Below are 20,868 nucleotides of genomic sequence, written 5' to 3'. Positions count from 1 at the left end.
GCCGCCGCCACGGTGCCGGCCGCCATCCTGAGTAGCTGCCGTCGGTCCACAAAGAACATCGTTGTCTCCGATCGTGAGAGATGGTTGTGATCAGCCGAACGCGAGACCGGGCCGGGCCCAGCTGTCGGAGTCCTCGAGGAGCTCGTTCAGCAGGCGGGGCTCGGTGTCGAAGGCCGCGAGCGCGTCGGCGTGCGGCAGTGCGTGACGTACCAGGGCCTCGGCGCCGGCCTTGCGGCGCCGCCAGTGCTCCAGCGGCTCGGCTGGCGGGACCAGCCGGGCGGGGACCTTCTGGCCCAGCAGGATGGTATCGATGCCGGCGATGCCGTAGAAGGTCGGTGCGGACCCGTTGGCGAAGCTGAGCGTCAGCTTGTCCCGGAACCGCAGCGGCGCACCGGCCGCGTATACGTCCAGCAGCGGTTGCAGGCCGGAGATGTCGGTCCGTTCCCGGACGTCCTTCCAGAACGGTGTATCCAGGCGGGTGTTGAAGCGGTAGTGCACTGCCAGGAACCAGCGGATCGCGTCCCATCGGTCGGCCATCGCCGTGTTGACCAGGGCCTGCGGCTGCGGATCAGCCCAGGAGGCTGGCAGCGTGGAGACCAGCGCCATGATCGCCCAAGTGATCATCAGCAGGCCGCTGGACTCGAGGGGCTCGACGAAGGCGTAGGAGTTGCCGACACCCATCACGTTGCCGCGCCAGATCTGCTCGTGCCGTCCGGTCCGGAAGCGCACCTGCCGGGGCTCGCTCACCCCGGGGAACCGTCGGGCCAGCTCGTCGGCGGCCGTCTCGTCGGACAGTGCGGCTGAGGAGTACACGTACCCGAGGTGATTGCTCTCCCTGGTCGGGATGCTCCAGCACCACCCGGCATCCATGGTCTTCGCCGTGGTGAACGGGTTGAGATGCCCGCCGTGGTCGACGTTGCCGGTGACCGCCGAGTCGGTGAAGAGGCTGTCGGCAAAGCTGCGATACGGCGTGCCGAGCCCCTTACCGAGCAGCACCGACGGAAAGCCGGTGCAGTCCACGTACATGTCGAAGTTGAGCGTCCGCCCGTCGGCCATCCGCAGGTGATCCACCCAGTCGTCGGCGGAGCGGACCACCTCGGCGATCCGGGAGTCGATGTGCCGGACCCCGTTGGCCAGGGCCAGCTCGGTGAGGTAGGCCACGAAGCGCGCGTTGTCCAGGTGGTATGCGAAGGGCAGATACTTCATCAAGGAGAGGTACTCGCCGTCGCCGAGATCGAAGACCGGGGTTCGGCCCGCCTTCATCAGCAGCGCCTGCACCGACGAGGCATTGATGTCGCCCTGCGCCGCTAGCGAGCCGCGGATGCCGATCGAGTTGGTGTCCCAGTCGAAGGGCGCCTGAAAGCCGTCCGGATCCGGACCCCACTCGAAGCGGATTCCCTGCTTCCAGGTGGGCCGCACCTTCTGGTAGAGCTCGTGCGGGTCGATGCCGAGATAGTGGTGCAGGAAGGACACCATCGCCGGGGTGGTGGACTCGCCGACGCCGATGATCGGTATCGACGTCGACTCCACCAGGGTCACCTCGAGCCAGGGTCGCTTCGCGCGCAGCGCCAGGGCGGTGAGATAACCTGCGGTGCCACCGCCGATGATGCCGATGTGGCGAACTGCCTGCGGGTCGTCGGCACGAGGGCGGGGCATCGTGTCGGCCGTGCGCTCGCTGCCGGCGGACAACCGCCGCACGTTGAGGCCGCGTGAGTCGCTGAGCCAGCCACGCACTCGGGTCGCCCCGTCGGCGTCCATCATGGAGATGAGTAGGTCGAGCTGACCATCGGTCATGTCGCCGGATCCTTTCTCGGTGCCGGGGTCGGCGTGGAGTGCTCGGCTGCGACGGCAGCCAGGAGGCTGGCGAGCAGACGGCCGCGCAGCCGCTTCGCGACGACAAGCGCGGACAACAGGTGCAGACCGGAGTTGAAGCCGGCCTCCTCGGCCAGGTTGCCAAGCTCGGTATCGACCGGTTGCCCGCCCCACCAGGCGTGTTCGCCGACCAACTTGGTGATCTCGTCATCGGTCAACGGGGCCAGGTCGTCCGCGTCGGGCTCCGCGTTGTGACCGGCCGCAGCGCGTGACCATCGCTCGTATTCGTCGTTCCAGCGCAGGTGGTCCAAGGTGAGCCGGGTTGTGCGTTCAACGTGCCGGGAGTAGACCAGCCAGCGCCGCAGCGCCCGCCGCCCGGCCGCGTCGCGGGCCAGTAGTCGGAACTCCTCGGCGCTCTGATGGTTGCGGCTCAGCCAGGCGGCAAAGTCGGCGTCCCCGGTTTGGTGGTGCCGAATCCGCCACCGGGTGATCTCGAGATCGACCTCGGCGGGGGTCGGCTCAATGTGCAGGAGTTGGTCGAGGGTCGCGGCCAGTGCCCGGTCGAGGACCGCTTCGTTCAAGGCCGCGGCATTCGGATGGTGCACCTGCACGAACTCCGCGATCGTGTCGAGGGCGATGCCATGCCCGGACACGGGAACCCGGCGCTCGCGGTCGTAGAGGGCATCAAGGCTGCTGCTGCGGGCCAGTTCGAACGTGGGTAGCCGCGGTGGAGGAGGCGCGGCGGCGAAGCTGCACAGCAGGCTCAGCAGCAGACGGGCATCGTCGGCTTTGACATCCACGGCGGAGTCTCGCCAGAAGTCGGCCAGGCCTGCCAGCTGATCCTGCGGTACGTCCTCGCCCTGCAACCGGCGTAGCACAGCGGGTCGGGAACGGTGTGGGTACGGCAGATCCTTCGCGTGTTTCTCGGCGAGGTCGCGTACCGGAGCTGAAATGACGCCCGCCAGCTCCGCCGCCGCAAGTGTCGCGCGGACATTGACCATTGGTTCGGAGAGGTGAACGTAGTCGCCGTCGTCCTGGTGGTAGACCAAGGCCACCTCGTCATCGTCGATGAGCTCGCCCGAGGCGAACTGGTCGAAGACTTGACCGACGCCGGCCATGCCGAACTGCTCGAGTTCGGCGGCCCGCAGCGCACCCATGCTGGAGGACCCGAAGACGTGCACGCCCCGGTCGAGTACCAGCAGGATCTCCTTGTGCCAGACCGAACGCGACTGGTGGAACTCACCGTCGATGAGCCCGATCGCGGCGGGCGGCTCCGCCAGCCAGGACGCCATGTCACCCTGCCGGGCCGGCGGCAGGAAGGTGGCGGCCGGCAGGATCCGGCGGGCTTCGCTCAACGGCAGGCTGGGGCCGAGGAAGACGACGACTGTCATGCCGCGCCGCCCGCTGTCCGTGCGAACGCCACGGCGCGGTGGCCCGGCGCGAAATTCTCGAAGCGGTAGCCCTCCAGGCCCGGCACCACGACCTTGACGACGTTCACCGGGCACCACGGGACGCTCAGGTCGACGACGACCACCCTCCGCAGGCCGGCGTCGCCCAGCAGGGCGATCAGCCGACGCACGTCTTCCTCGAATGTGTGTGCGGCCCGCGACTGCGGTGCTGCGGCGGCCGGGCGTTGCGCGGCGGCCCGCAGGAAACCGGCCTGCTTGGCACCGGCCCGCCGAGTCAGCTCGCGGTGCCGGTAGAGATCGTCTCGGGAGCCCGCGATGGTGACGGTATGCGCCTGCACGGCCTCGGTGATCGCGCGGATCACGGCAACCTCGGGGTCGAGATGGGCGCCGTAGCCGGTGAAGCGCCCGGCGGTCTGCTCCTCGTCGTCGACGACGGTCGCCCGGAACACCGGCACGCGGGTGTCGACGGTGCAGTCGGTGACCACGATGTCCATGCCGGTCTTCTTGATCCGCTCTAGCAGCTCCTGGACCGTGCGGTGGGCCAGCACGTCCGGGTGGGCCGGCGGCGGGGGCACGCCTCGCTCCCAGCGCTCGGCATGACATGTGGTGGCGTCGCGTTCGATGACTTCCAGCAGGCCGGAATGGATGGCTTCGCTCAGGGTGTTGCCGGAGGCCAGCCCATTCGAGGTGATCTGGAACGAGAAGAGGTCGAAGATCCGGCTCTGCCGGTTACCCATGTGAATCATCGACAGCGGCAGGGCCACCTTCTCGCCAGCGACGATATCCCAGCCGCACACCCACTGGTAGGGCCAGTCGTGGGGAAACGGCGCCGAGCGGGCGAGCGGCAGGTCGGCCGGCTCGGGCACCGGCATCTCGCCGCGGATCTCCTCGTACGTGCGGCGCACGGTCGCCGGCTGCCACAGCACCTCGGCGTGGTGCAGCTCGAGGGCCTCCATCGCCCCTGATACCAGTGCCGCGGGCAGGGTGAGCCCTTTGCCGGAGCCGAGGCTGAGCACCCGTCCGTTGGGCCTGATCGAGAGGGTCACCGGGATGCCGATCCGGTCCAGCCCCGTGATGTTCGCCAGCCGTGTCACTCCCATACGGGGCAGCACCGGCCTGATCCGCTCCAGCGTCACGTCCACCGGCACACTACGCTGCCCGCCGGGCCCGTGACCTTGGGGAGTTTGTCCCGCGTCGAGCAGCTCGGAGAGTGTGGTCACGCTCCGGCCTCCTCGGGCGTGCCGGGATCCGCGCCGCCACGCGCGACGATCAGCCCACGTAGCTCGGCCTCCGGCACTCCGGCCAGGCCCAGCTCGGCGATCAGTGGGCCCCGCCGCTCGGGGTCGGCCAGTTCGCGGGCCAGGCCGGGATCGATCAGCAGGCGGGCGAGCGCCGCGCGAACCACGGCGGGCAGTCCGGCCACGGGATCGGTCATCGCGAGGCCCGGGTCACGGGCCCGCCCAGGAGCCGATCCTCCCAGGCAGCCGGCTGTCCGGTGCTCTCCTGCAACAGGGCCAGCGCCACCCCGAGGTCTCCGTCCAGGAAGGAGGGACGGCGGGTCACACCTTCGGCGGTGAGATAGTGCAGCGGCCCCTGGGCGCGCTCGTAGCGGACGTAGTCGACCCAGTAGGCGCTCAGGCGGTCGGCGCCCGGCAGGTCCCACTGCTGGGCGGCTCGGCGCCCGTACCAGCAGAGGCCTGCGGCGCCGTGGCACAGTCCGGAGTCAACGACCTTGGCGCGGTTGCTCGGCCGGGCGATGACTATGGCGGCCGCCTCGCGGGCCATCGCGTCCGCCTCACCGGAGCCGGTCGCCGTCGCCGCGGCCGCCAGCGCCAAAGAGACGCCGGGATCGCCGTAACACCAGGCGGACCGCGACGGTTCGTAGCGGCTCTCGACGGTGTGCGGGAACAGCGCGTCGCCGAGCTCGCTGCGCTGTCGCATCAGCCAGCTCAACGCGGGCCGCAGCAACCGGGCCGCCTCACCGGCGCTATCCAGCCCGCTGACCGTCACCCGGCTGAGATAGGCGACCAGGCCGGCGTTGCCGTGCGCCATGCCGAGATCGCGCTGGCCGATCGAGTGCGGCTTCATAATCTCACGGAAATCTGTGGCCGCGACCCGGATGAAGATCCCATCGTCGTCGTGCTCGACCCGCCGCTCGATCGCCCGCACCGTCTCGGCCGTCATCTTCTCCGCGACGTCGGCGTTCGGGTGGCCCAGCGCGTAGACGCCCAGGCCGAGTAGGCCGCTGGGCAGGTCGACGGCCTCCCTGGCTGGGAAGTCAACGATCCAGCCGAGGATCATGTCATCGAGCCCGTCGAGGCCCCGGATCGGCAGCCCTGTGCTGTGGGATACCTGCACCGCTGTCCACGCCGCGTGGGCGGCACCACCATAGAGCCACGGCGGCAGGTCACGGTAGTGCCGAAGCAGGTCGATGGCCTCGAAGAAGGTGTCCCGGGCAGCGAACCCGTCGCCGGTCGCGCGCTCGAACTCCAGCCCGGCGAAGGACAGGTCCAGCATGTCTGCGAAATTGGGCCCGTCCTGGATCATCGAGCGCGCGTCGTCATAGATGAGGCGGGCCAGGTCGAAGGTCTCGGACGTGCGATGATTTTCGGGCACGATAATCCTCCCAGCCGTCGGTCGGGCAGGCTCGGTAAAGGGAAACGTCGGCATTGAGACGACGTAGCAAATCGCCACGGGAACGCTTGATGAAATGTGCTACGTACGCCATGAATTGTCAAGCAAATGCGCGACCCCACTCACTGCCGGTTAGACGCAGTGCCTGCTCAAGGCTCTCCTCGTAGCCGGGTTCGTCTCGCCGGCGGGACGGCGAGTTGCCCGGCCCGGTTGCCTCGGAATCCTCGTCGAAACCGTTGTTGCACGTACATGAACGCTTTTCGGTGGCCGGGTATTGCCTTTGGCTTGAGTCGTTTCGTATGGTTCCGCTGTCGCTTCCTAAAGGGCGGCGGCATCGACATTGGGAGGAGGTGAAAGAATGGCTAAAAATGTTGTTGAGGCAATCGACCTTGCGGTCGACGTGGAGGTTTTCTCCGCTCCGAACAGCACCAAGCAGGCTCCGCTGACGATCCAGTCGCCGGAGGCCGGTGGCTGGACCACCACGACCACGTGCTGGAGCTGCACCGCGACCTGCGGTTCAGTGTGTGACGCCTCGACGTGTTCCTGCTGATCGAATACCCGCGTACGGGCCGCTGAGACGGTCTCGTAAGGGATTCGGCTGGGCGGGCGGCGCATCACACGATGCGCCGCCCGCCCATCATGGATTTGCCGGCAGCGGCATCGCAACCATCAGTGCACGTTGGGAAGGACACGCATGGCACTTCGTGACCCGGGTTCGCGGCGCTCGATGCCGGCGAACATTGCCGGCGCATTGCAGCTCAGCTGGCTGGCCAGCCGGTCGCTGTTCAGCTTCGTCCTCATTGTCCTGCCGGTGCTGGAGGGTCTGCTCGGGGTCGGACTGCTGCTGATCTTCCGGGGCGGGGCCGGCGTTTTCCTGACCAGCACCAGCATGGCCCGGCCGTCATTGGGGCCGCTGCTGCCCTGGCTGGTTGGCGCAGTGTTGGTCACTGTGCTGGTGCAGTTCCTCAACAACCTGAGATACACCTTGGAAGAGCTGCTGCTGGAGCGGGTCCGGCAGTTCAGCGCCGTTCGCATGCATCAGGCCATCGGCTCGCTCGAACTGGCCGACTTCGATGACCCGATCGTGCACGACCGGATCAGCCGCGCCGAGACGACAGCCGACTACAAGCCGCGCCAAGTCGTACGCGGGGTGACCGGCCTGGTCGCCTCCATCTTCCAGATCCTCGCCGTCGCCGCGCTGCTGGTGGTGCTGGAGCCGCTGCTACTACCGATTATGCTGATCGCGGCCGCGCCCATCATGTTGATCTCGTCTGCGCTGGCCGGCGACAGATTCAGTTACTTCCAGAACATCACCCCGTTGGAGCGGCGCCGCCGGTATCTGGGCCAGCTCATCATCGGCCGTCAGCCCGCCGCTGAGGGCCGATCGTTCCGGCTGACCGGCCACTTCGCGGAGCAATACCGGCAGTTGTCGGTCGAGCGCTATGCCGAGCTTCGGCAGATGATGGCCCGGCAGTGGCGCAAGCACGCGCTCAGTCAGATCACCGTCGGACTCGTGCTGTCCGTCGCGATCGCGACTCTCGCCTGGTTTTACACCACCCGTTCGATGGACACGGCCACCCTGCTGACCACGATCTTCGCCTTGAGCCGGCTGGCTGCCGCCGTCGGCGGGTTGGGCGGCCCGATCGCCGAACTGTCCGAGGCTGGTCTCTTCCTCGGCGATCAGCAGGCCTTCTACGACCAGGTCGAGCAGGCGAAGACCAGCCGGAACAGCGAGCAGCGCCCGGAGCCCCTGCGCCGGCTTGAGGTCCGTGACGTGACGTTCGCCTATCCCGGTGGCGACCGGACCGCCCTGGACGGCGTCTCCCTCACGATCCGTGCGGGAGAGCTCATCGCTTTCGTCGGGCCGAACGGTTCCGGCAAGACGACCCTGGCCAAGATCCTGGCCTTCCTGTACGAGCCGGCGGACGGCACGGTGCGCTGGAACGACGTCGACACCGGCGACCTGGACCGTGAGGGTCTGCGCGACCGGGTCACCGCTGTGTTCCAGGACCACATGACGTATCACTTCTCGATCGCCGACAATGTCGGGCTCGGCGACATCGGACGCGACCGCGACAACGGCCGGCTGCGCGAATCGCTGGCCGCCGCCGGAGCAGACGACCTCGTCGGCAGTCTTCGACAAGGCATTGACACCGCGCTCGGGCCCGAGTTCGGCGACGGCACGTCACTGTCCGGCGGCGAGCTTCAGCGCCTGGCCATCGCCCGCGCCGTCTACCGCGACCGCGAACTGGTGATCATGGACGAGCCGACCTCCGCGCTCGACGCGCACGCCGACCACGCGTTGCTGAGAGGTCTCCGCGAGGTGCTGCGTGGCAAGACCAGCATCCTGGTGTCGCACCGCTTCTCGAACGTCCGCGACGCCGACCAGATCTTCGTTTTCGACGCCGGCCGGATCGTCGAACGCGGCACGCACGACAGCCTGATGGCGGCGGGCGGTCTCTACGCGGAGATGTACACGCTGCAGGCCAGCGCCTACCAGGTGACGCCGACGGCGGGAACGGTGTCGTGACATGACAAAAGCCCCGTTGGGAGTCCTGGAATATCTGGACCTGTCCTGCGGCACGGCCGTGGCGGACAAGCACCGCACCGCCTTCGCCGGGGCAATGGCGGCCGAAGCGATCGGATACCGGCGGATCTGGGTGCCGGAGCACCACGGCCCCGGCTCGGCCAGCACCAATCCCCTGCCGATCGTCGCGGTGCTGGGCAGCCACACCACCCGGGCTCGGGTCGGCACCGCGGTCAGCCTGCTGCGGCTCCGGGACCCGTCGTTGACAGCCGAGGACTTTGTGACCGCCGCCGCGTTCTGCGGCCCCCGGCTCGACGTCGGCATCGGGCGCGGGGCGAGCGCGGAGTTCCTCAGTCGGCTAGCCAAGGACGACCAGCAGCTTGACCGCGCGGTCGAGGACCTGCTCAGCACGCTAGCGACGGGCAGCGAGGTCACCGGGCCGCTGACCGAGCCGTACGAACTGTGGATGCATGGCGCGGGCGGAGGTTCGGCCGGTACGGCTGCCGACGCCGGGGCCAACTACTGCCACGGCCTGTTCCTCAACCCCGATCTCGATACCTGCATGCGCGCGCTGGAGAAGTACCGGGCCAGAGGTTCCTCCGGAAGCACGGCGGTCGCCGTCGCGGTGGCCGCGAATGCTGATCCCCGGCGAGCCCTCGTCGACGCGGACCGGCAGCCGTATGCGGTGACCACCGGCACGGCGGCGGACTGCGCCGAGACCATCGCCAACGTTCTGCGGCTGACCGGCGCGGACGAAGTGATCCTGATCGAGACGTCGAGCCGGCGGGACGACCACCTGCGGGCGCTTCGTGAGATCTACGACCTGGTTTCCGCCAGGCCCGAAACCACGGAACGGAGCCCGCGACGATGACCACCGATTTCGCCATGGCGCGGATCCCCCTGCTCAGCGTCGAGGAGGCCGCTGACCTGCTCGCCCGTGACGACACTGGCGGTGACCTGGTCCGGTCCGTCGTCGACCTGGCGTGGAGTTCGCCGGAGGGCATACCGGGCGAGCAACCGCCCCGGCCGCACGAGACCACGATGCGCTACATCGCCAGGATGGGCGGCCGCGCCACCCCGTTCGGGCTGCTCGCCGGCACGCGGCACGTCAAGGTCGGCGCGGACCGGCGCATAGAGCTCGGCCCGCGGGAGCGGCACCGGGCGGGGATCCGGGTGGATTTCGAGCTGCTCGAACGCCTGGTCGCCGAGGCGATCGCCGTGGCGGACCCCGACCGTCGGCCGTTACGCCGCAACCGCACCCTGCGGCGGCAGGCCGGTGGCTTGCGCTACATGAAGGCAGGGGACGCGACCGCCGACATGGTGAGCGTGCGGGGCACCGCGGCCATCGACACCGTGCTCGACATCGTCGGCGAGAAGACTCTGCTGGCCGGCGAACTGCTGGATGCACTCGAGGGTCGTTTCCCCGGGACGTCGCGCGCCGCGCTGCGATCCTTCGTCGATCGTGCGGTGCAGAGCGAACTGCTCACCACTGCCATCGATCTTGTGCGCCCGGGTGACGAACCATTCGACCTCGCCCTGTCGACCCTGGATCGGATCGGTGACCAGCTCCGCGCCGGTGCCCTGGCAGGGCTCGGTGCTGAGGTGCGCACCCTGCGCCGGATCGAGCCCGCACTCGGAGGCCGTCTGGAGGCCGCCTTCCGGCGCTTCGTCGAGGAGGTCCCGTCGCTGGCGGACGTGCCACCGAACCGGCGTTTCCATCTCGACCTGGAGATGGACCTCGCGGCCGCGACGCTCGATCGGCGCACGGTGCAGGACCTGACCGACGTGGTCCGGCGGGTCGAGAAGCTATTCGGCAGGCAGGTGCTGCTGACCGAGTTCCGCAAGGCGTTCCGGCGCCGCTACGAGGACGCCGAGGTGCCACTGCTCGAAGCGCTGGACCTCGAGAACGGCGTGCTGCAGCCCGGCGACCGCAACGTCTCGCCGCTGGCGCAGCAGGCCGAAGTGACGATGCAGCATTCCCGTCCTCTGGTCGAGGTGCCCCGGGAACTGCTCCGGTTGTTCGGCGAGTGGGCCCAGCACGGCGGCGAGATCGACATCTCCCAGCTGCCGGGTGTGCCTCGGACGACCAGCCGCGGGCTGCTCGCGTCCTTGCTCGACAACCACGAGGGCCGCTTCGACAGCATGCTCACGGCCGGCTACCAGCGGACGTCGCTGGCGCTGATCGCCCGGTTCGTGGTCGGGCGCGAGGAGACGACCGAGGCGGTGCGCGCCTGGTCCGAGGCGACTGCCGAGGATGCCGACGATCCAGATGCGCCACTGCATGCCGAGCTGGTCTACTCGCCGGGCGGTCGGGTGAGCAACGCCCTGGTGCGGCCGCGGGTCTTCCGGCACGACGTCGCCCTCGGCGGCGGCGGCGACGGATCACTTTCGCTGGACCGGCTGCGGCTTCGCCTGGATGGCGAAACGCTGCGGCTGCGCGACAGCGTCACCGGGCGGGACGTCATCCTTGAGATGAACGCCGCCCACAACGTGACCGCGCCGGGCCTCGATCCGATCTACAGTTTCCTCGGCATGATGGTGTCACCGGGCGCCGTGGGCTGGTCCTGGGGCGCGCTGAGCCCTCAGCCGCACCTACCCCGGGTCGTCTGCGGCCGGGTGATCGTCGCACCGGAGATCTGGGCGCTGACCGGTGCGGCCGTCAAGGAGGTGCTGGTCTCGGACGACCCGTCCGCGGAGCTGCGCCGCCGGTTGCCCGGTCTGGGGAAGCGGCGCTTCGTCGGTGTCGGGGAGGACGACCGCCTGCTGCCCGTCGACGTCGACTCGGCCCGATCGATCGCGCTGGCGCTGACCCGGCCGGCAAAGAACGAACGCGTGGAGCTGACCGAGCTGCCGCACATCGAGAGCCCGACGGCCGTCGGACCGACCGGGCGGCACGTGTGCGAGGTGACCATCCCGCTGCGCCGGGAGGAGAAGCTGCCGCGACGCCGGCTGCCGGTGGCACCTTTCGACCCGCGGGCCGGGCTCGCCTGGGTGTACTTCAAGCTCTACTGCGGATCGTCGGCTGCCGACGCGGTGCTCGCCCGGATCGCCAGGCACGTCGAGCGGCTCGGCGAGGCCGGCCTGATCGACGACTGGTTCTTCCTGCGCTACCTCGACGAAGGCTTTCACCTGCGGGTCCGGATGCGCCCGGCCGGGCCGGAGCACCGGCCGGGCGTGTTGACCGCGATGGACGCCTTCGCCACCGCGCTGCGCGCCGAAGGACTGATCACCCGAGCCGTGATGGACGAGTACATCCCCGAGGTGGCCCGCTACGGCGGACACTCCTCGCTGCGCAAGGCCGAGGCGCTGTTCACCGCCGACAGCGCAGCGGTGGCCCGGCTGGTGGCTTCGGGTACGCCCGAACAGCTCCGCCTCTACCAGAGCGTCGCCGACATCCTCGCCTGGACCGGCAGGCTTACCAGCACCCTCGATCAGCAGCACGACTTCCTGTGCCGCTGCCGCGACGGTCTCGGCCTGGAATACGGCGGCACCCGCAACGTGCGCGGCAGATTCTTCCGGAGACATCGGGCCGACCTGGATGCCTACCTCGCCTCGGCCACCGTAGACGGGGTGACGTTACTGCGGCTGACCGACCTGATCGCCACCAGTGGCGGGTCGCTGCCGATGCCCATTGCCGCCTCCGTGCTGCACATGCACTGCAACCGCTTGTTCATGGTGGATGGCCGGCGCCTCGAATTCCTCGCCTACGACCTCGCCGACCGCAAGGTGCTGGAACGCCGGGCCCGATCCGTTGACACGGCGGGAACGCAGCAGTGACCACGACCCCGGTGACTGCGACGGGCAGCGCCCAGACCTACCGCAACTTCATGCGCGGCTTCCCGACCGGGGTCGCCGTCGTGACCGCGCTGGACGGCCGAAGACAGCCGGTCGGCTTCACGTGTTCGTCGCTGAGCGGGCTGTCGCTCGAGCCGCCGATGCTCCTCGTCTGCATCAGCAATGTGAGCACCACTCTCGCGCAGATCCGCGTGGGTGGAATCTTTGCCGTAAATCTGCTGAGTCAACGGGGCCGGTCCGCCGCTGATCAGTTCTCCGCACCCGGCCATGATCGATTTGCCGGCACCGCCTGGCGCCCGACCGCCACATTGGCGCTGCCGTGGCTGGTGGAGGCCGCGCACGCGGTTAGTGAATGCCGCGTCGTTCGGATGGTCGAAGCGGGCGATCACACCATTGTGGTCGGCTCCGTCGAGGCGGTCACGACCGTTGATGACGACCCGACACCGCTTTTGCACTGTTTCGGACGGTATAAGGTGTGGCCTAAATCGGCGTAGCCTTGGAGGAAGATCAGTGCAGACCGTCGTCCCTTCCGCCCTTGTCGGCACGGACATGTGCAAGCGCTTTGGATCAGGCGAATCCACAGTCCACGCATTACGGGAGGTGAATGTCGATTTCCCCTCGGGCGTCTTCACCGCGGTGATGGGACCGTCCGGCTCCGGGAAGTCCACCCTGCTGCATTGTCTCGCCGGGCTCGACAGCCTGACCTCCGGCTCGGTCCGGATCGCGGATATCGACATCACCGGTCTCGGTGACACCGAGTTGACCAAGCTGCGCCGCGACAAGGTGGGCTTCATCTTCCAGTCGTTCAACCTGCTACCGGCCCTGACCGCGCGGCAGAACATCCTGCTGCCGCTCGGCCTGGCAGGGCGCAAGGCGGACCAGGAGTGGTTCGACCGGGTGGTCGGCGTGTTGGGGCTCGCCGACCGGCTCGGGCACCGGCCGGCCCAGCTTTCCGGCGGCCAGCAGGTCCGGGTGGCCACCGCGCGGGCCTTGGTGACCCGGCCGGCGGTCGTCTTCGCCGACGAGCCCACCGGCAGCCTCGACACCAGGTCGGGGGCCGAGGTCCTGGGCTTCCTGCGGACGTCGGTCCGTGAGCTCGGGCAAACCGTCATCATGGTCACCCACGATCCGGTCGCGGCCAGCTACGCCGACCGGGTGTTTTTCCTGGTCGACGGCGCCGTCGTCGTCGAGCTGACGCAGCCCACCGCCGAGCTGATGTCGGACACCCTGAAGAAGCTGGAGCAGCGCTGATGTTCGGGCTTGCATGGGCCAATGTCACCTACCGGGTGTCGCGGCTGCTGCTGCCCGGCCTCGCCGTGGCGCTCGGCGTCGGCTTCGTGTCCGGCACCCTGATGGTCACCGACACCATGCGGCAGGTGTTGCTCGACCAGCTCAGCAGCACTCCGGCCACGCTGAGCGTTGTGGTCGAGCGCAAGACGGACGACCTGGCCGGCAGCGCCAAGACGGTGCCGGCGGCGTTGCTCGAGCAGGTCGGCAGGATCGACGGGGTCGCGGCGGCGCGCGGGCAACTCTGGGGACCCGTCGCCGCGAACGGCCCGGACGGGCGGCGCCTGGCCGCTTCCCCGAATCGCTCCATAGTCATCGGCATCGCCGACGAGCCTCGGCTGCGGGACGTCACCTTCGTCTCGGGACAGGCGCCGAGCGGCCCCACCGACATCGCGCTCGACTCCGACACCGCCGTCGCACAGCGGATCGACGTGGGCCAGCAGCTCAAGGTCGGCGGATCCGGCGGGGGCGAGGAACGCACGTACACGGTCACCGGGCTCATCGACGTGAGCGACCGCCGCGCCGAGTTTGGCGACTCCGCGGTGGTGGGTCTGCTGGACAGCGCAGCCGCCGCCGTGCTCAGAGCGACCGCGTACGGACGCATCGAAGCCCTCGCCGTCGCGGGATTGAGTCAGGAGCAACTGCGCAACCGTGTGGCCCAGCAGGTCGGCGACCAGTATTCGGTGCGTACCGGCGAGGCCGTGCGCGCGCAGGAGGCCAGCGACGCCGCGCGGGATCTTGACTCCTTCACCAACGCGCTGATGTTGTTTGCCGGGGTCTCGCTGCTCATCGCCGGCATCGTCGCCTACAACACCTTCTCCGTCGTCGTGGCCCAGCGTCTGCGGGAGACGGCTCTGCTGCGCTGCGTCGGAGCGACCCGGCGGCAGGTCTTCGCCGGCAACCTGACCGAGTCCTCGGTGCTCGGACTGCTCGCCTCCGTGGTCGGCCTGATCTTCGGCTTCGGCGCGGCGCTGCTGATGCTGCGGTTCTTCGGCGGTAACGACGGCATCGACACCGGCGGCGCGCCGATCCAGTTCGAGCCGCGCACCGCGGTGGTCGCCCTGCTGGTCGGCCCGCTGGTCGCGACGCTGGCGGCCCTGGTCCCAACGGTACGAGCGGCCAGGGCTCGCCCGATCTCCGCGTTGCGGGACGCCGCGACCGGGCCGGTCCGGGGCGCCGGGCGGCGGCGCCTGGTCGCCAGCGTGTTCGCCACGCTCGCCCTCGTGCTGCTCGCCGGTGGGGTCGTCGCGGCCCGCGTCGCCGACGAGCCGGGGCGACCGCCGCTCTATGCCGTCCTGGCCGGCGCGCTGTTGCTCACCGCGGCGGTGCTGATCGCCGCACCGCTGGCGATTCCCCGGCTGGGTGTGCTCGCCACCCGGATCCTGGGCCCGCTCGCCGGTCACCCCGGCCGGCTGGCGGCGGAGAACGCCCGGCGCAACCCGGAGCGGACGGCGACCACGGCGGCAGCGCTCTGCATCGGCCTGACCCTCGTCACAGTGGTCAGCACGATCGCCGCGGCCGCCACCACCTCCGTCGAAAGCAGCTTCGCGCGCAACTTTCCGTTCGCCTACACCTTGCGGTTGGACGGCGCGAATACGGGCGCTGCCCAGGTCATGACCGATCTGCAGGGCCGCTCCGAGGTCGGCGCCGTCGTCGGCGTGCGTGGCCCGAGCGCCGCCACCGAGGTGACCGTCAAGGGTCGGGAGCTGCGGATGAAAGGCGTCGACGACACCATTGGGCTCGCCGCGCCCGACGCGGTGGCGAAAGGCACGCTGCGCGGCTTCGGCGTCGGCAAGGTGGCGCTCGACGAGGCCCTCGCCGATCAGCTCAAGGTGACGGTGGGGGACCGGCTTGACGCCAAGGCAGCCGGCGGGCAGGCAGACCTGCAGCTGACTGTGGTGGCGTTGTTGGACAACATGTCCCCGCTGGGCCCATTCGCCGTGGCGGCCGGGGATCTTGCCCGCGTCGCGCCGCAGGTGCCGGTCTCAGCGGTACAGCTGACCAGGGCAAAGGGCGTCACCGACGCCGCTCTGCAACAGGCGGTTACCGACGCGGTCGCCGGTCACCCCGAGGTGACACCGGTCAGTAGCGCCCAGAGCGTCAAGCAGTGGAGCGACGCGGTGGGGACGCTGCGCAGCCTGCTCATGTCCCTGCTCGGCTTGTCGGTGCTGATCTCCTTCTTCAGCGTGGCCAACGCCCTGTCGCTGTCGATCGTAGAACGCACCCGGGAGTCCGCGCTGCTGCGGGCGCTCGGTCTGACCCGACGGCAGCTCAGCCGTACGCTGATGGCGGAGGGGGTCTTCGTCGTCGCTCTGGGTGCCGCCGCGGGCATTACGCTCGGTGTCGGCTTCGGCTGGGCGGTGGCTGCGGCGATGGGCTGGAGCGCCGCGGCGGTCTTCTCCTTCCCGGGTCTGCAGATCGCGATGTTCGCCGTGCTGGCCATCGTCGTGGGCCTGGGCGCCACGCTGGTCCCGGCCCGCCGCGCGGCCCGCCTGCCGATCGTTCGGTCGCTCGCTCGGGAGTAGCCGCTGAGCCCCGCCCGCGTCGGGTGCGTCCCGCCGGCGGGACGCACCCGACGCGGGCGGGGCTCAGGTTTTTTGTGGTTAATACATGCCTCTATAAGCCCGGCAGAATTTCCTTGCCGGCGCCGCGAGCGGCGTGGCAGGATCTTTTTAAGAGAGATATGTCCACGCCGATCGTCGCGTGACCTCCGCCGCTAATCAGAAAGCGATGACAGGAGTGGGTTTGTGCTGCGCATCGCATTGGTGAACGTTCCATTCGCGAGCTGGGATCGGCCGTCGTTTGCGCTGAGCCAGCTGGCCGGCCTGCTCCAGCGGGAATTCGGCGAACACGTGGTCGTCGACGTGCATTATCTGAATCAGGACGTCGCGACAGAGCTGGGTGCCCTGACCTACGAGGCGATCTCGCTCACCCATGATCACGTCGACACCGGTCTCGGCGACTGGCTGTTCCGGTCGATCGCCTTTCCTGGCGCCCCGGACAACATTGACGAATATTTCAGTCGCTATTACAAAGGTGGTCGGTGGGCCGAATTCCGCGATCGGATCCGGCGATACCGCGACACGCTGCCGAGCTTCCTTTCCGGTCTGGTGGATCGCTACCGGCTGCCCGACGCGGACATCGTCGGTTTCAGCTCGATGTTCGCCCAGCACGTGTCGAGCATGGCGCTGGCCCAACTGGTCAAGGACCGCAACCCCGGCACGATCACCCTGCTGGGCGGCGCCAACTGCGAGGCGCCGATGGGCGCCGTGATCGCCGAGCGCGTGCCGCAGATCGACTACGTCTTCTCCGGCCCGGCGCTCGAGACCTTTCCCGATTTCGTACGCTGCGTGCTTGAGGACAAGCTCGAAGCCGCCGACGCCCTCCCGGGGATCGTTTCGCGCCGCAACTGCGATCAACCGCAATATCGCAAGGCGGTCGGCCGCAACCGCGACATCGACGAGGTGCTGCGTCCCGAGTACGACGACTTCCTCAGCGCGCTGGACGAGCACCCCGAACTCGCCCGCACCGGCAACGCCACGCCGACGCTCTACTTCGAGACCTCCCGCGGCTGCTGGTGGGGGGAGCGCTCGCACTGCACCTTCTGCGGGCTGAACGGCCAGAGCATGTCCTACCGCTCAATGCGGGCCGATCTCGCGATCGAACAATTCAACTGGCTGTTCGAGTTCGCTCCCCGGTTCACCTCGCTGTCCTGCACCGACAACATCCTCCCGCGCAGCTACGCGAAAGACGTCTTCCCGCAGCTGACGCCGCCGGCCGGTGTCTCCATCTTCTACGAGGTGAAGCTGCCGGTGAGCCGCCGTGACCTGACGTGTCTGGCGCAGGGCGGGGTGACGGTGGTGCAGCCCGGCATCGAGGCGCTGGCCACCAGCACTCTGAAACTGATGGGCAAGGGCACTACCTCGTTCCAGAACCTGCAGTTTCTCAAGACGTGCCTCGATCTCGGCATCGACCCGCAGTGGAACCTGCTGATCGGATTCCCAAACGAGGACCCCGCCACCCTCGAACAGTACGAGAAGGACATCCCGAAGCTGGTGCACCTCCGGCCGCCCTACGACGTCTTCATGGTGCGCTTCGACCGGTTCAGCCCGTACTACGTCAAGCGTGAGGCCCTCGGCCTCGACCTGCACCCGATGGACTACTACCCGCTGATTTATCCGTTCCCGCCTGAGGCGCTCGCCGACCTGGCCTACTTCTTCGCCGACCACAGCCTGGGCACGTACATGCTCAACGCGCTGGAGTGGCACGACCGGCTGCGCGCCCGGGTCGCCGCCTGGCGCGGCGCGTGGCCGGAGGGGGCCGGGTCCCCGGAGTTGCGTCTGCTCGGCTCGGCCCGGGACGGCTGGCGGATCCTGGACTCCCGCTGGGGCCCGGCCAAGGTCGAGAGCATCGACCAGGAGACCTGCCGGCTGTTGCGCCGGCTGGGCTCGCCGGCCCGGCCCGACCAACTCGTCGACGACTTCGGTGGGCAGGCCGCGCTCGACCGGATGGTGACCTGGCTCGACGAGCGTCAGATGCTCTTCGAGGAGAGCGGGCGCCTGCTGAGCCTCGTGCTCACCGAAGGTGAGGACGTGGAGGCCGAGACCGCGGACGAGACCGCCACAGACATCGCCCGGCCATTGCTCCCCGTCCTGAACACGACGGTGGGCGTGTCACGAGGAGGCGCATGATGGCCCAGCAGACGCTGCCCGCCCTGATCGAAGGATCCGGGGATCTCGTCAGCCACGCCCACGGCGACGCGTCCGAGGTCCGGAAGCTGCTCCACAAACACGGTGCTGTCCTCTTCCGTGGATTTGACGTCGGGGGGGCCGAGGGCCTTGAGTCGTTGGTCCGCACGCTCTCCGGGGAACCCCTGACCTACGTGGAGCGGTCGTCACCGCGCAGCGTCATCCATGGCAACATCTACACCTCGACCGACTACCCGCCGCAGGAAGAGATCTTCCTGCACAACGAGAACTCGTATCAGGCGGTATGGCCGCTCACGCTCTACTTCCACTGCGTCGAGCCGCCCCTGTCCCAAGGCGCCACCCCGCTGGCCGACACCCGCCGGATCCTCGCGTCGATCAATCCGGCGGTGCTCGACGAGTTCCGCCGGCGTCGGTGGATGGTGGTCCGAAACTTCGCTGCGGAGATCGGCCTGCCCTGGCAGACCGTCTTCAACAACGGCAACCGTGACGAGGTCCTGGACTACTGCAAGCGCAACGGCATCGAGGCGCAGTGGTTGGGCGATGACCACCTGCGCACAACGGCCGTGCGCGACGCCGTCCACCGACATCCCGTCACCGGCGAGGAGATCTGGTTCAACCACTGTGTGGCGTTCCACGTCAGCACGCTGCCCGAGGAGGCCCGGCTGGCGCTGCTGGAGATGTTCGGTGCCGACAACCTGCCAGCGAACACCTACTACGGCGACGGCGCTCCCATCCCGCAGGACGTCCTGGACCACCTGCGGTCCTGCTACCGCGGCGCGTCGGTGCGTTTCGACTACTGGCGTGACGATGTACTGATGGTCGACAACATGCTGGCTTCGCACGGCCGTGAGCCATACACGGGCCCTCGGCGGATAGCCGTGGCGATGGCGGAGCCGTCCTGCGAGGACGGTGACCCGCGTGAATGGTGAGGCCGAGAGCGCCATCCGGCCGGCCCGGATCACCCGGGACTTCGCAGTCTTCTGGTCGGTGCAGGGCCTGTCCGAGCTCGGCAACGGATTCGCGCTGGTCGCCCTCCCGCTGCTGGTGCTCAAGCTGACCGGCTCGGTCGTCCAGATGGGCCTGCTGACCGCCACGGCGGGTCTCGCCTCGCTGGGCACCGGCCTGATCGCCGGCGCCCTGGTCGACCATCTCGATCGGCGCCGGATGATGATGCTCTGCGAGGCCGCCCGGCTGGTGCTCTACGGGCTCATCCCGGTCGTCTGGCTGGTCAGCCCCCAGCTCTGGCTGCTCTATGTCGTGATGGCCGCGACCGCCGCGTTCAACCTTATCTTCCAGACCGCCTACGTCACGGCGATCCCCGCGCTCGTCGACCGGGAGCAGATCACCACGGCCAACAGTCGGCTGGAGACCACGAACGCGACCGCGTACATCGTCGGCCCGATGCTGGCCGGCGCGGTGACCGGGCTCTTCGGGCCGACCACGGCTATCGCGGTGAACGCGGCCACCTTCGGCGTCTCCTGGTTCGGGCTCGCGCTGATCAGGCTGCAGCCGAAACCGGCCAGCCCAGCCACAGCGATCGGCTGGCGCGACATGCGCGACGGCTTCCTCTCCGGCGCCCGGTTCCTCGCCCGACACCCGGTGCTGCGACCGCTGACCCTGCTGCTGACGATCATCACCTTCATGAGCCTCGGCATGGTCGACGTGCTCATCTATCACGTCAGCCACGACCTCGGCGGCAGCGAACGTCTCGTCGGATACGTGCTCGGCGTGACCGGCATCGGCACGATCGCGGGCGCCGGGCTGAGCGCCTGGCTGCGCCGTCGGGTCGGCTTCGGCTGGTGCTGGCTCGGCTCCTACGCGCTCTGCGGCCTCACGGTCGCCGCGCTCGGCATGTCGACCGGCGTCGTCGCTGCGGCGGCGCTGGCGTTCGGGTACTCGTTCGGCATGGCGCTCGCCGGGGTCTGCTCGGTGTCGCTGCGCCAGCAAGTCACCCCGCCGGAAATCCTCGGCCGCGTCACCTCGGCCTTCTGGACCCTGCACAGTGCCCTGGCCCCGCTCGGCGCCGCCGTTCTCACGCTGGCGGTGAGTCACGTCGGGGTGCGCACCCCGCTGCTCGTGGTCGGCGCGATCTTCCTCGTCCTGGTGGTGGCAGGGCTGCGCACTCCGATCTCCCAGGCCTACCCCGAACGCGTGCCGGTCACCGCCGGATGAGCCGAGCAGATCCCTATTAAGAAGGAGCGATCGATGGACGCGGCAGACGACACCGACAGCCGATCCTACCGGGTGGTGGTCAACGACGAGGAGCAGTTCTCGATCTGGCCGGTCGACCGGGAGAGCCCGGCCGGCTGGACGGGCACGGGCAAGACCGGATCGCGCGCCGAGTGCCTCCGGCACATCGGCGAGGTCTGGACGGACCTGCGCCCGCTGAGCCTCCGCCGACGGATGGAGCAGGACGAGGCCGCAGAGGCGTCCCGATGAGCCCGTACAGCCGGGCCTACCGGCTCGGCGAGCTGCGCGCCTTCGACGGCTGGGCCGAGCCGGCCGGCACCGGGCTTACCGACGACGACGTCGTCTACCTGCGCGACGACCTCACCGTCGTACGCACACCGGTTCTGACCGACCCGCAGCTGATCTGGGACTCGGCGGACCCGCGATGGCAGGACTTCTGCATCACCCGGCTGCGCTTCGACCGGCCGGCGGACCTGCGACCAACGCGCGACTGACAGCTGCGGCA

Annotated in this window: 16 protein-coding genes; 11 read left to right on the top strand and 5 right to left on the bottom strand. The window is 69.0% G+C overall.

The window, feature by feature from the left end:
- Positions 1–90: 90 nt before the first annotated feature.
- Genes F4558_RS13770 through F4558_RS13750 form a run of 5 tightly spaced genes read right to left on the bottom strand, consistent with a single transcriptional unit; the run spans position 91 to position 5,837 of the window.
- Positions 91–1,794, bottom strand: coding sequence for a tryptophan halogenase family protein (locus tag F4558_RS13770; protein ID WP_167944451.1), 1,704 nt, complete (start codon positions 1,792–1,794; stop codon positions 91–93).
- Entirely contained in the window at positions 1,791–3,203 is a 1,413-nt protein-coding gene (locus F4558_RS13765; RefSeq protein ID WP_167944449.1) for a TfuA-like protein, read from the bottom strand. The genes F4558_RS13770 and F4558_RS13765 overlap by 4 nt, the downstream gene beginning before the upstream one ends.
- Complete coding sequence (locus F4558_RS13760) at positions 3,200–4,441, bottom strand: YcaO-like family protein (protein ID WP_167944447.1); 1,242 nt, start codon at positions 4,439–4,441, stop codon at positions 3,200–3,202. The genes F4558_RS13765 and F4558_RS13760 overlap by 4 nt, the downstream gene beginning before the upstream one ends.
- Positions 4,438–4,656, bottom strand: a complete 219-nt coding sequence (locus tag F4558_RS13755) for a hypothetical protein (protein WP_167944446.1) — start codon at positions 4,654–4,656, stop codon at positions 4,438–4,440. Before F4558_RS13755 ends, F4558_RS13760 begins: the two co-directional genes overlap by 4 nt.
- A complete protein-coding gene (locus F4558_RS13750; protein ID WP_167944445.1) occupies positions 4,653–5,837 on the bottom strand; it encodes a lanthionine synthetase LanC family protein in 1,185 nt (394 codons plus the stop codon). The genes F4558_RS13755 and F4558_RS13750 overlap by 4 nt, the downstream gene beginning before the upstream one ends.
- A 712-nt stretch (positions 5,838–6,549) precedes the next feature.
- Here F4558_RS13750 and F4558_RS13745 point away from each other — a divergent pair.
- The 11 genes from F4558_RS13745 (at position 6,550) to F4558_RS13700 (ending at position 20,857) form a co-directional block, all read left to right on the top strand.
- On the top strand, positions 6,550–8,385 hold the full coding sequence (locus tag F4558_RS13745) for an ABC transporter ATP-binding protein (RefSeq protein ID WP_167944444.1): 1,836 nt from the start codon (positions 6,550–6,552) through the stop codon (positions 8,383–8,385).
- A gap of 1 nt (position 8,386) precedes the next feature.
- Positions 8,387–9,253: an LLM class flavin-dependent oxidoreductase gene (locus tag F4558_RS13740; protein WP_167944442.1), complete on the top strand. Its 867-nt coding sequence runs from the start codon at positions 8,387–8,389 to the stop codon at positions 9,251–9,253.
- Positions 9,250–12,159, top strand: a complete 2,910-nt coding sequence (locus tag F4558_RS13735; RefSeq protein WP_053657744.1) for a lantibiotic dehydratase — start codon at positions 9,250–9,252, stop codon at positions 12,157–12,159. The genes F4558_RS13740 and F4558_RS13735 overlap by 4 nt, the downstream gene beginning before the upstream one ends.
- Entirely contained in the window at positions 12,156–12,671 is a 516-nt protein-coding gene (locus tag F4558_RS31280; RefSeq protein WP_053657746.1) for a flavin reductase family protein, read from the top strand. The genes F4558_RS13735 and F4558_RS31280 overlap by 4 nt, the downstream gene beginning before the upstream one ends.
- Before the next feature lie 55 nt (positions 12,672–12,726).
- The gene (locus F4558_RS13730) at positions 12,727–13,428 is read left to right on the top strand and encodes an ABC transporter ATP-binding protein (protein ID WP_053657748.1); all 702 of its coding nucleotides are present in this window, start codon (positions 12,727–12,729) and stop codon (positions 13,426–13,428) included.
- Positions 13,428–15,989 carry an ABC transporter permease gene (locus F4558_RS13725; protein WP_167944438.1) on the top strand — a complete coding sequence of 854 codons (2,562 nt, stop codon included), beginning with the start codon at positions 13,428–13,430 and terminating at the stop codon, positions 15,987–15,989. The genes F4558_RS13730 and F4558_RS13725 overlap by 1 nt, the downstream gene beginning before the upstream one ends.
- Positions 15,990–16,229: 240 nt before the next feature.
- Positions 16,230–18,155, top strand: coding sequence for a RiPP maturation radical SAM C-methyltransferase (locus F4558_RS13720; protein ID WP_167944436.1), 1,926 nt, complete (start codon positions 16,230–16,232; stop codon positions 18,153–18,155).
- Entirely contained in the window at positions 18,155–19,102 is a 948-nt protein-coding gene (locus F4558_RS13715) for a TauD/TfdA family dioxygenase (RefSeq protein WP_053657755.1), read from the top strand. Before F4558_RS13720 ends, F4558_RS13715 begins: the two co-directional genes overlap by 1 nt.
- Complete coding sequence (locus tag F4558_RS13710; RefSeq protein WP_231640111.1) at positions 19,092–20,345, top strand: MFS transporter; 1,254 nt, start codon at positions 19,092–19,094, stop codon at positions 20,343–20,345. Before F4558_RS13715 ends, F4558_RS13710 begins: the two co-directional genes overlap by 11 nt.
- Positions 20,346–20,378: 33 nt before the next feature.
- Entirely contained in the window at positions 20,379–20,612 is a 234-nt protein-coding gene (locus tag F4558_RS13705) for an MbtH family protein (RefSeq protein WP_167944434.1), read from the top strand.
- On the top strand, positions 20,609–20,857 hold the full coding sequence (locus tag F4558_RS13700; RefSeq protein WP_167944423.1) for a hypothetical protein: 249 nt from the start codon (positions 20,609–20,611) through the stop codon (positions 20,855–20,857). Before F4558_RS13705 ends, F4558_RS13700 begins: the two co-directional genes overlap by 4 nt.
- Positions 20,858–20,868: the final 11 nt, after the last annotated feature.

Origin of the sequence: Micromonospora profundi (assembly GCF_011927785.1) — a bacterium.
Classification (GTDB): domain Bacteria; phylum Actinomycetota; class Actinomycetes; order Mycobacteriales; family Micromonosporaceae; genus Micromonospora; species Micromonospora profundi.
The sequence above is the reverse complement of the archived record's forward strand: the minus strand, read 5'-3'. Positions and strand labels throughout refer to the sequence as shown.

Excerpts from the sequence above, each read along its gene's own strand:
- F4558_RS13770 (WP_167944451.1), bottom strand. The coding sequence starts at position 1,794 with ATGACCGATGGTCAGCTCGACCTACTCATCTCCATGATGGACGCCGAC.
- F4558_RS13765 (WP_167944449.1), bottom strand. The coding sequence starts at position 3,203 with ATGACAGTCGTCGTCTTCCTCGGCCCCAGCCTGCCGTTGAGCGAAGCC.
- F4558_RS13755 (WP_167944446.1), bottom strand. The coding sequence starts at position 4,656 with ATGACCGATCCCGTGGCCGGACTGCCCGCCGTGGTTCGCGCGGCGCTC.
- F4558_RS13745 (WP_167944444.1), top strand. The coding sequence starts at position 6,550 with ATGGCACTTCGTGACCCGGGTTCGCGGCGCTCGATGCCGGCGAACATT.
- F4558_RS13740 (WP_167944442.1), top strand. The coding sequence starts at position 8,387 with ATGACAAAAGCCCCGTTGGGAGTCCTGGAATATCTGGACCTGTCCTGC.
- F4558_RS13735 (WP_053657744.1), top strand. The coding sequence starts at position 9,250 with ATGACCACCGATTTCGCCATGGCGCGGATCCCCCTGCTCAGCGTCGAG.
- F4558_RS13730 (WP_053657748.1), top strand. The coding sequence starts at position 12,727 with ATGTGCAAGCGCTTTGGATCAGGCGAATCCACAGTCCACGCATTACGG.
- F4558_RS13725 (WP_167944438.1), top strand. The coding sequence starts at position 13,428 with ATGTTCGGGCTTGCATGGGCCAATGTCACCTACCGGGTGTCGCGGCTG.
- F4558_RS13715 (WP_053657755.1), top strand. The coding sequence starts at position 18,155 with ATGGCCCAGCAGACGCTGCCCGCCCTGATCGAAGGATCCGGGGATCTC.
- F4558_RS13705 (WP_167944434.1), top strand. The coding sequence starts at position 20,379 with ATGGACGCGGCAGACGACACCGACAGCCGATCCTACCGGGTGGTGGTC.
- F4558_RS13700 (WP_167944423.1), top strand. The coding sequence starts at position 20,609 with ATGAGCCCGTACAGCCGGGCCTACCGGCTCGGCGAGCTGCGCGCCTTC.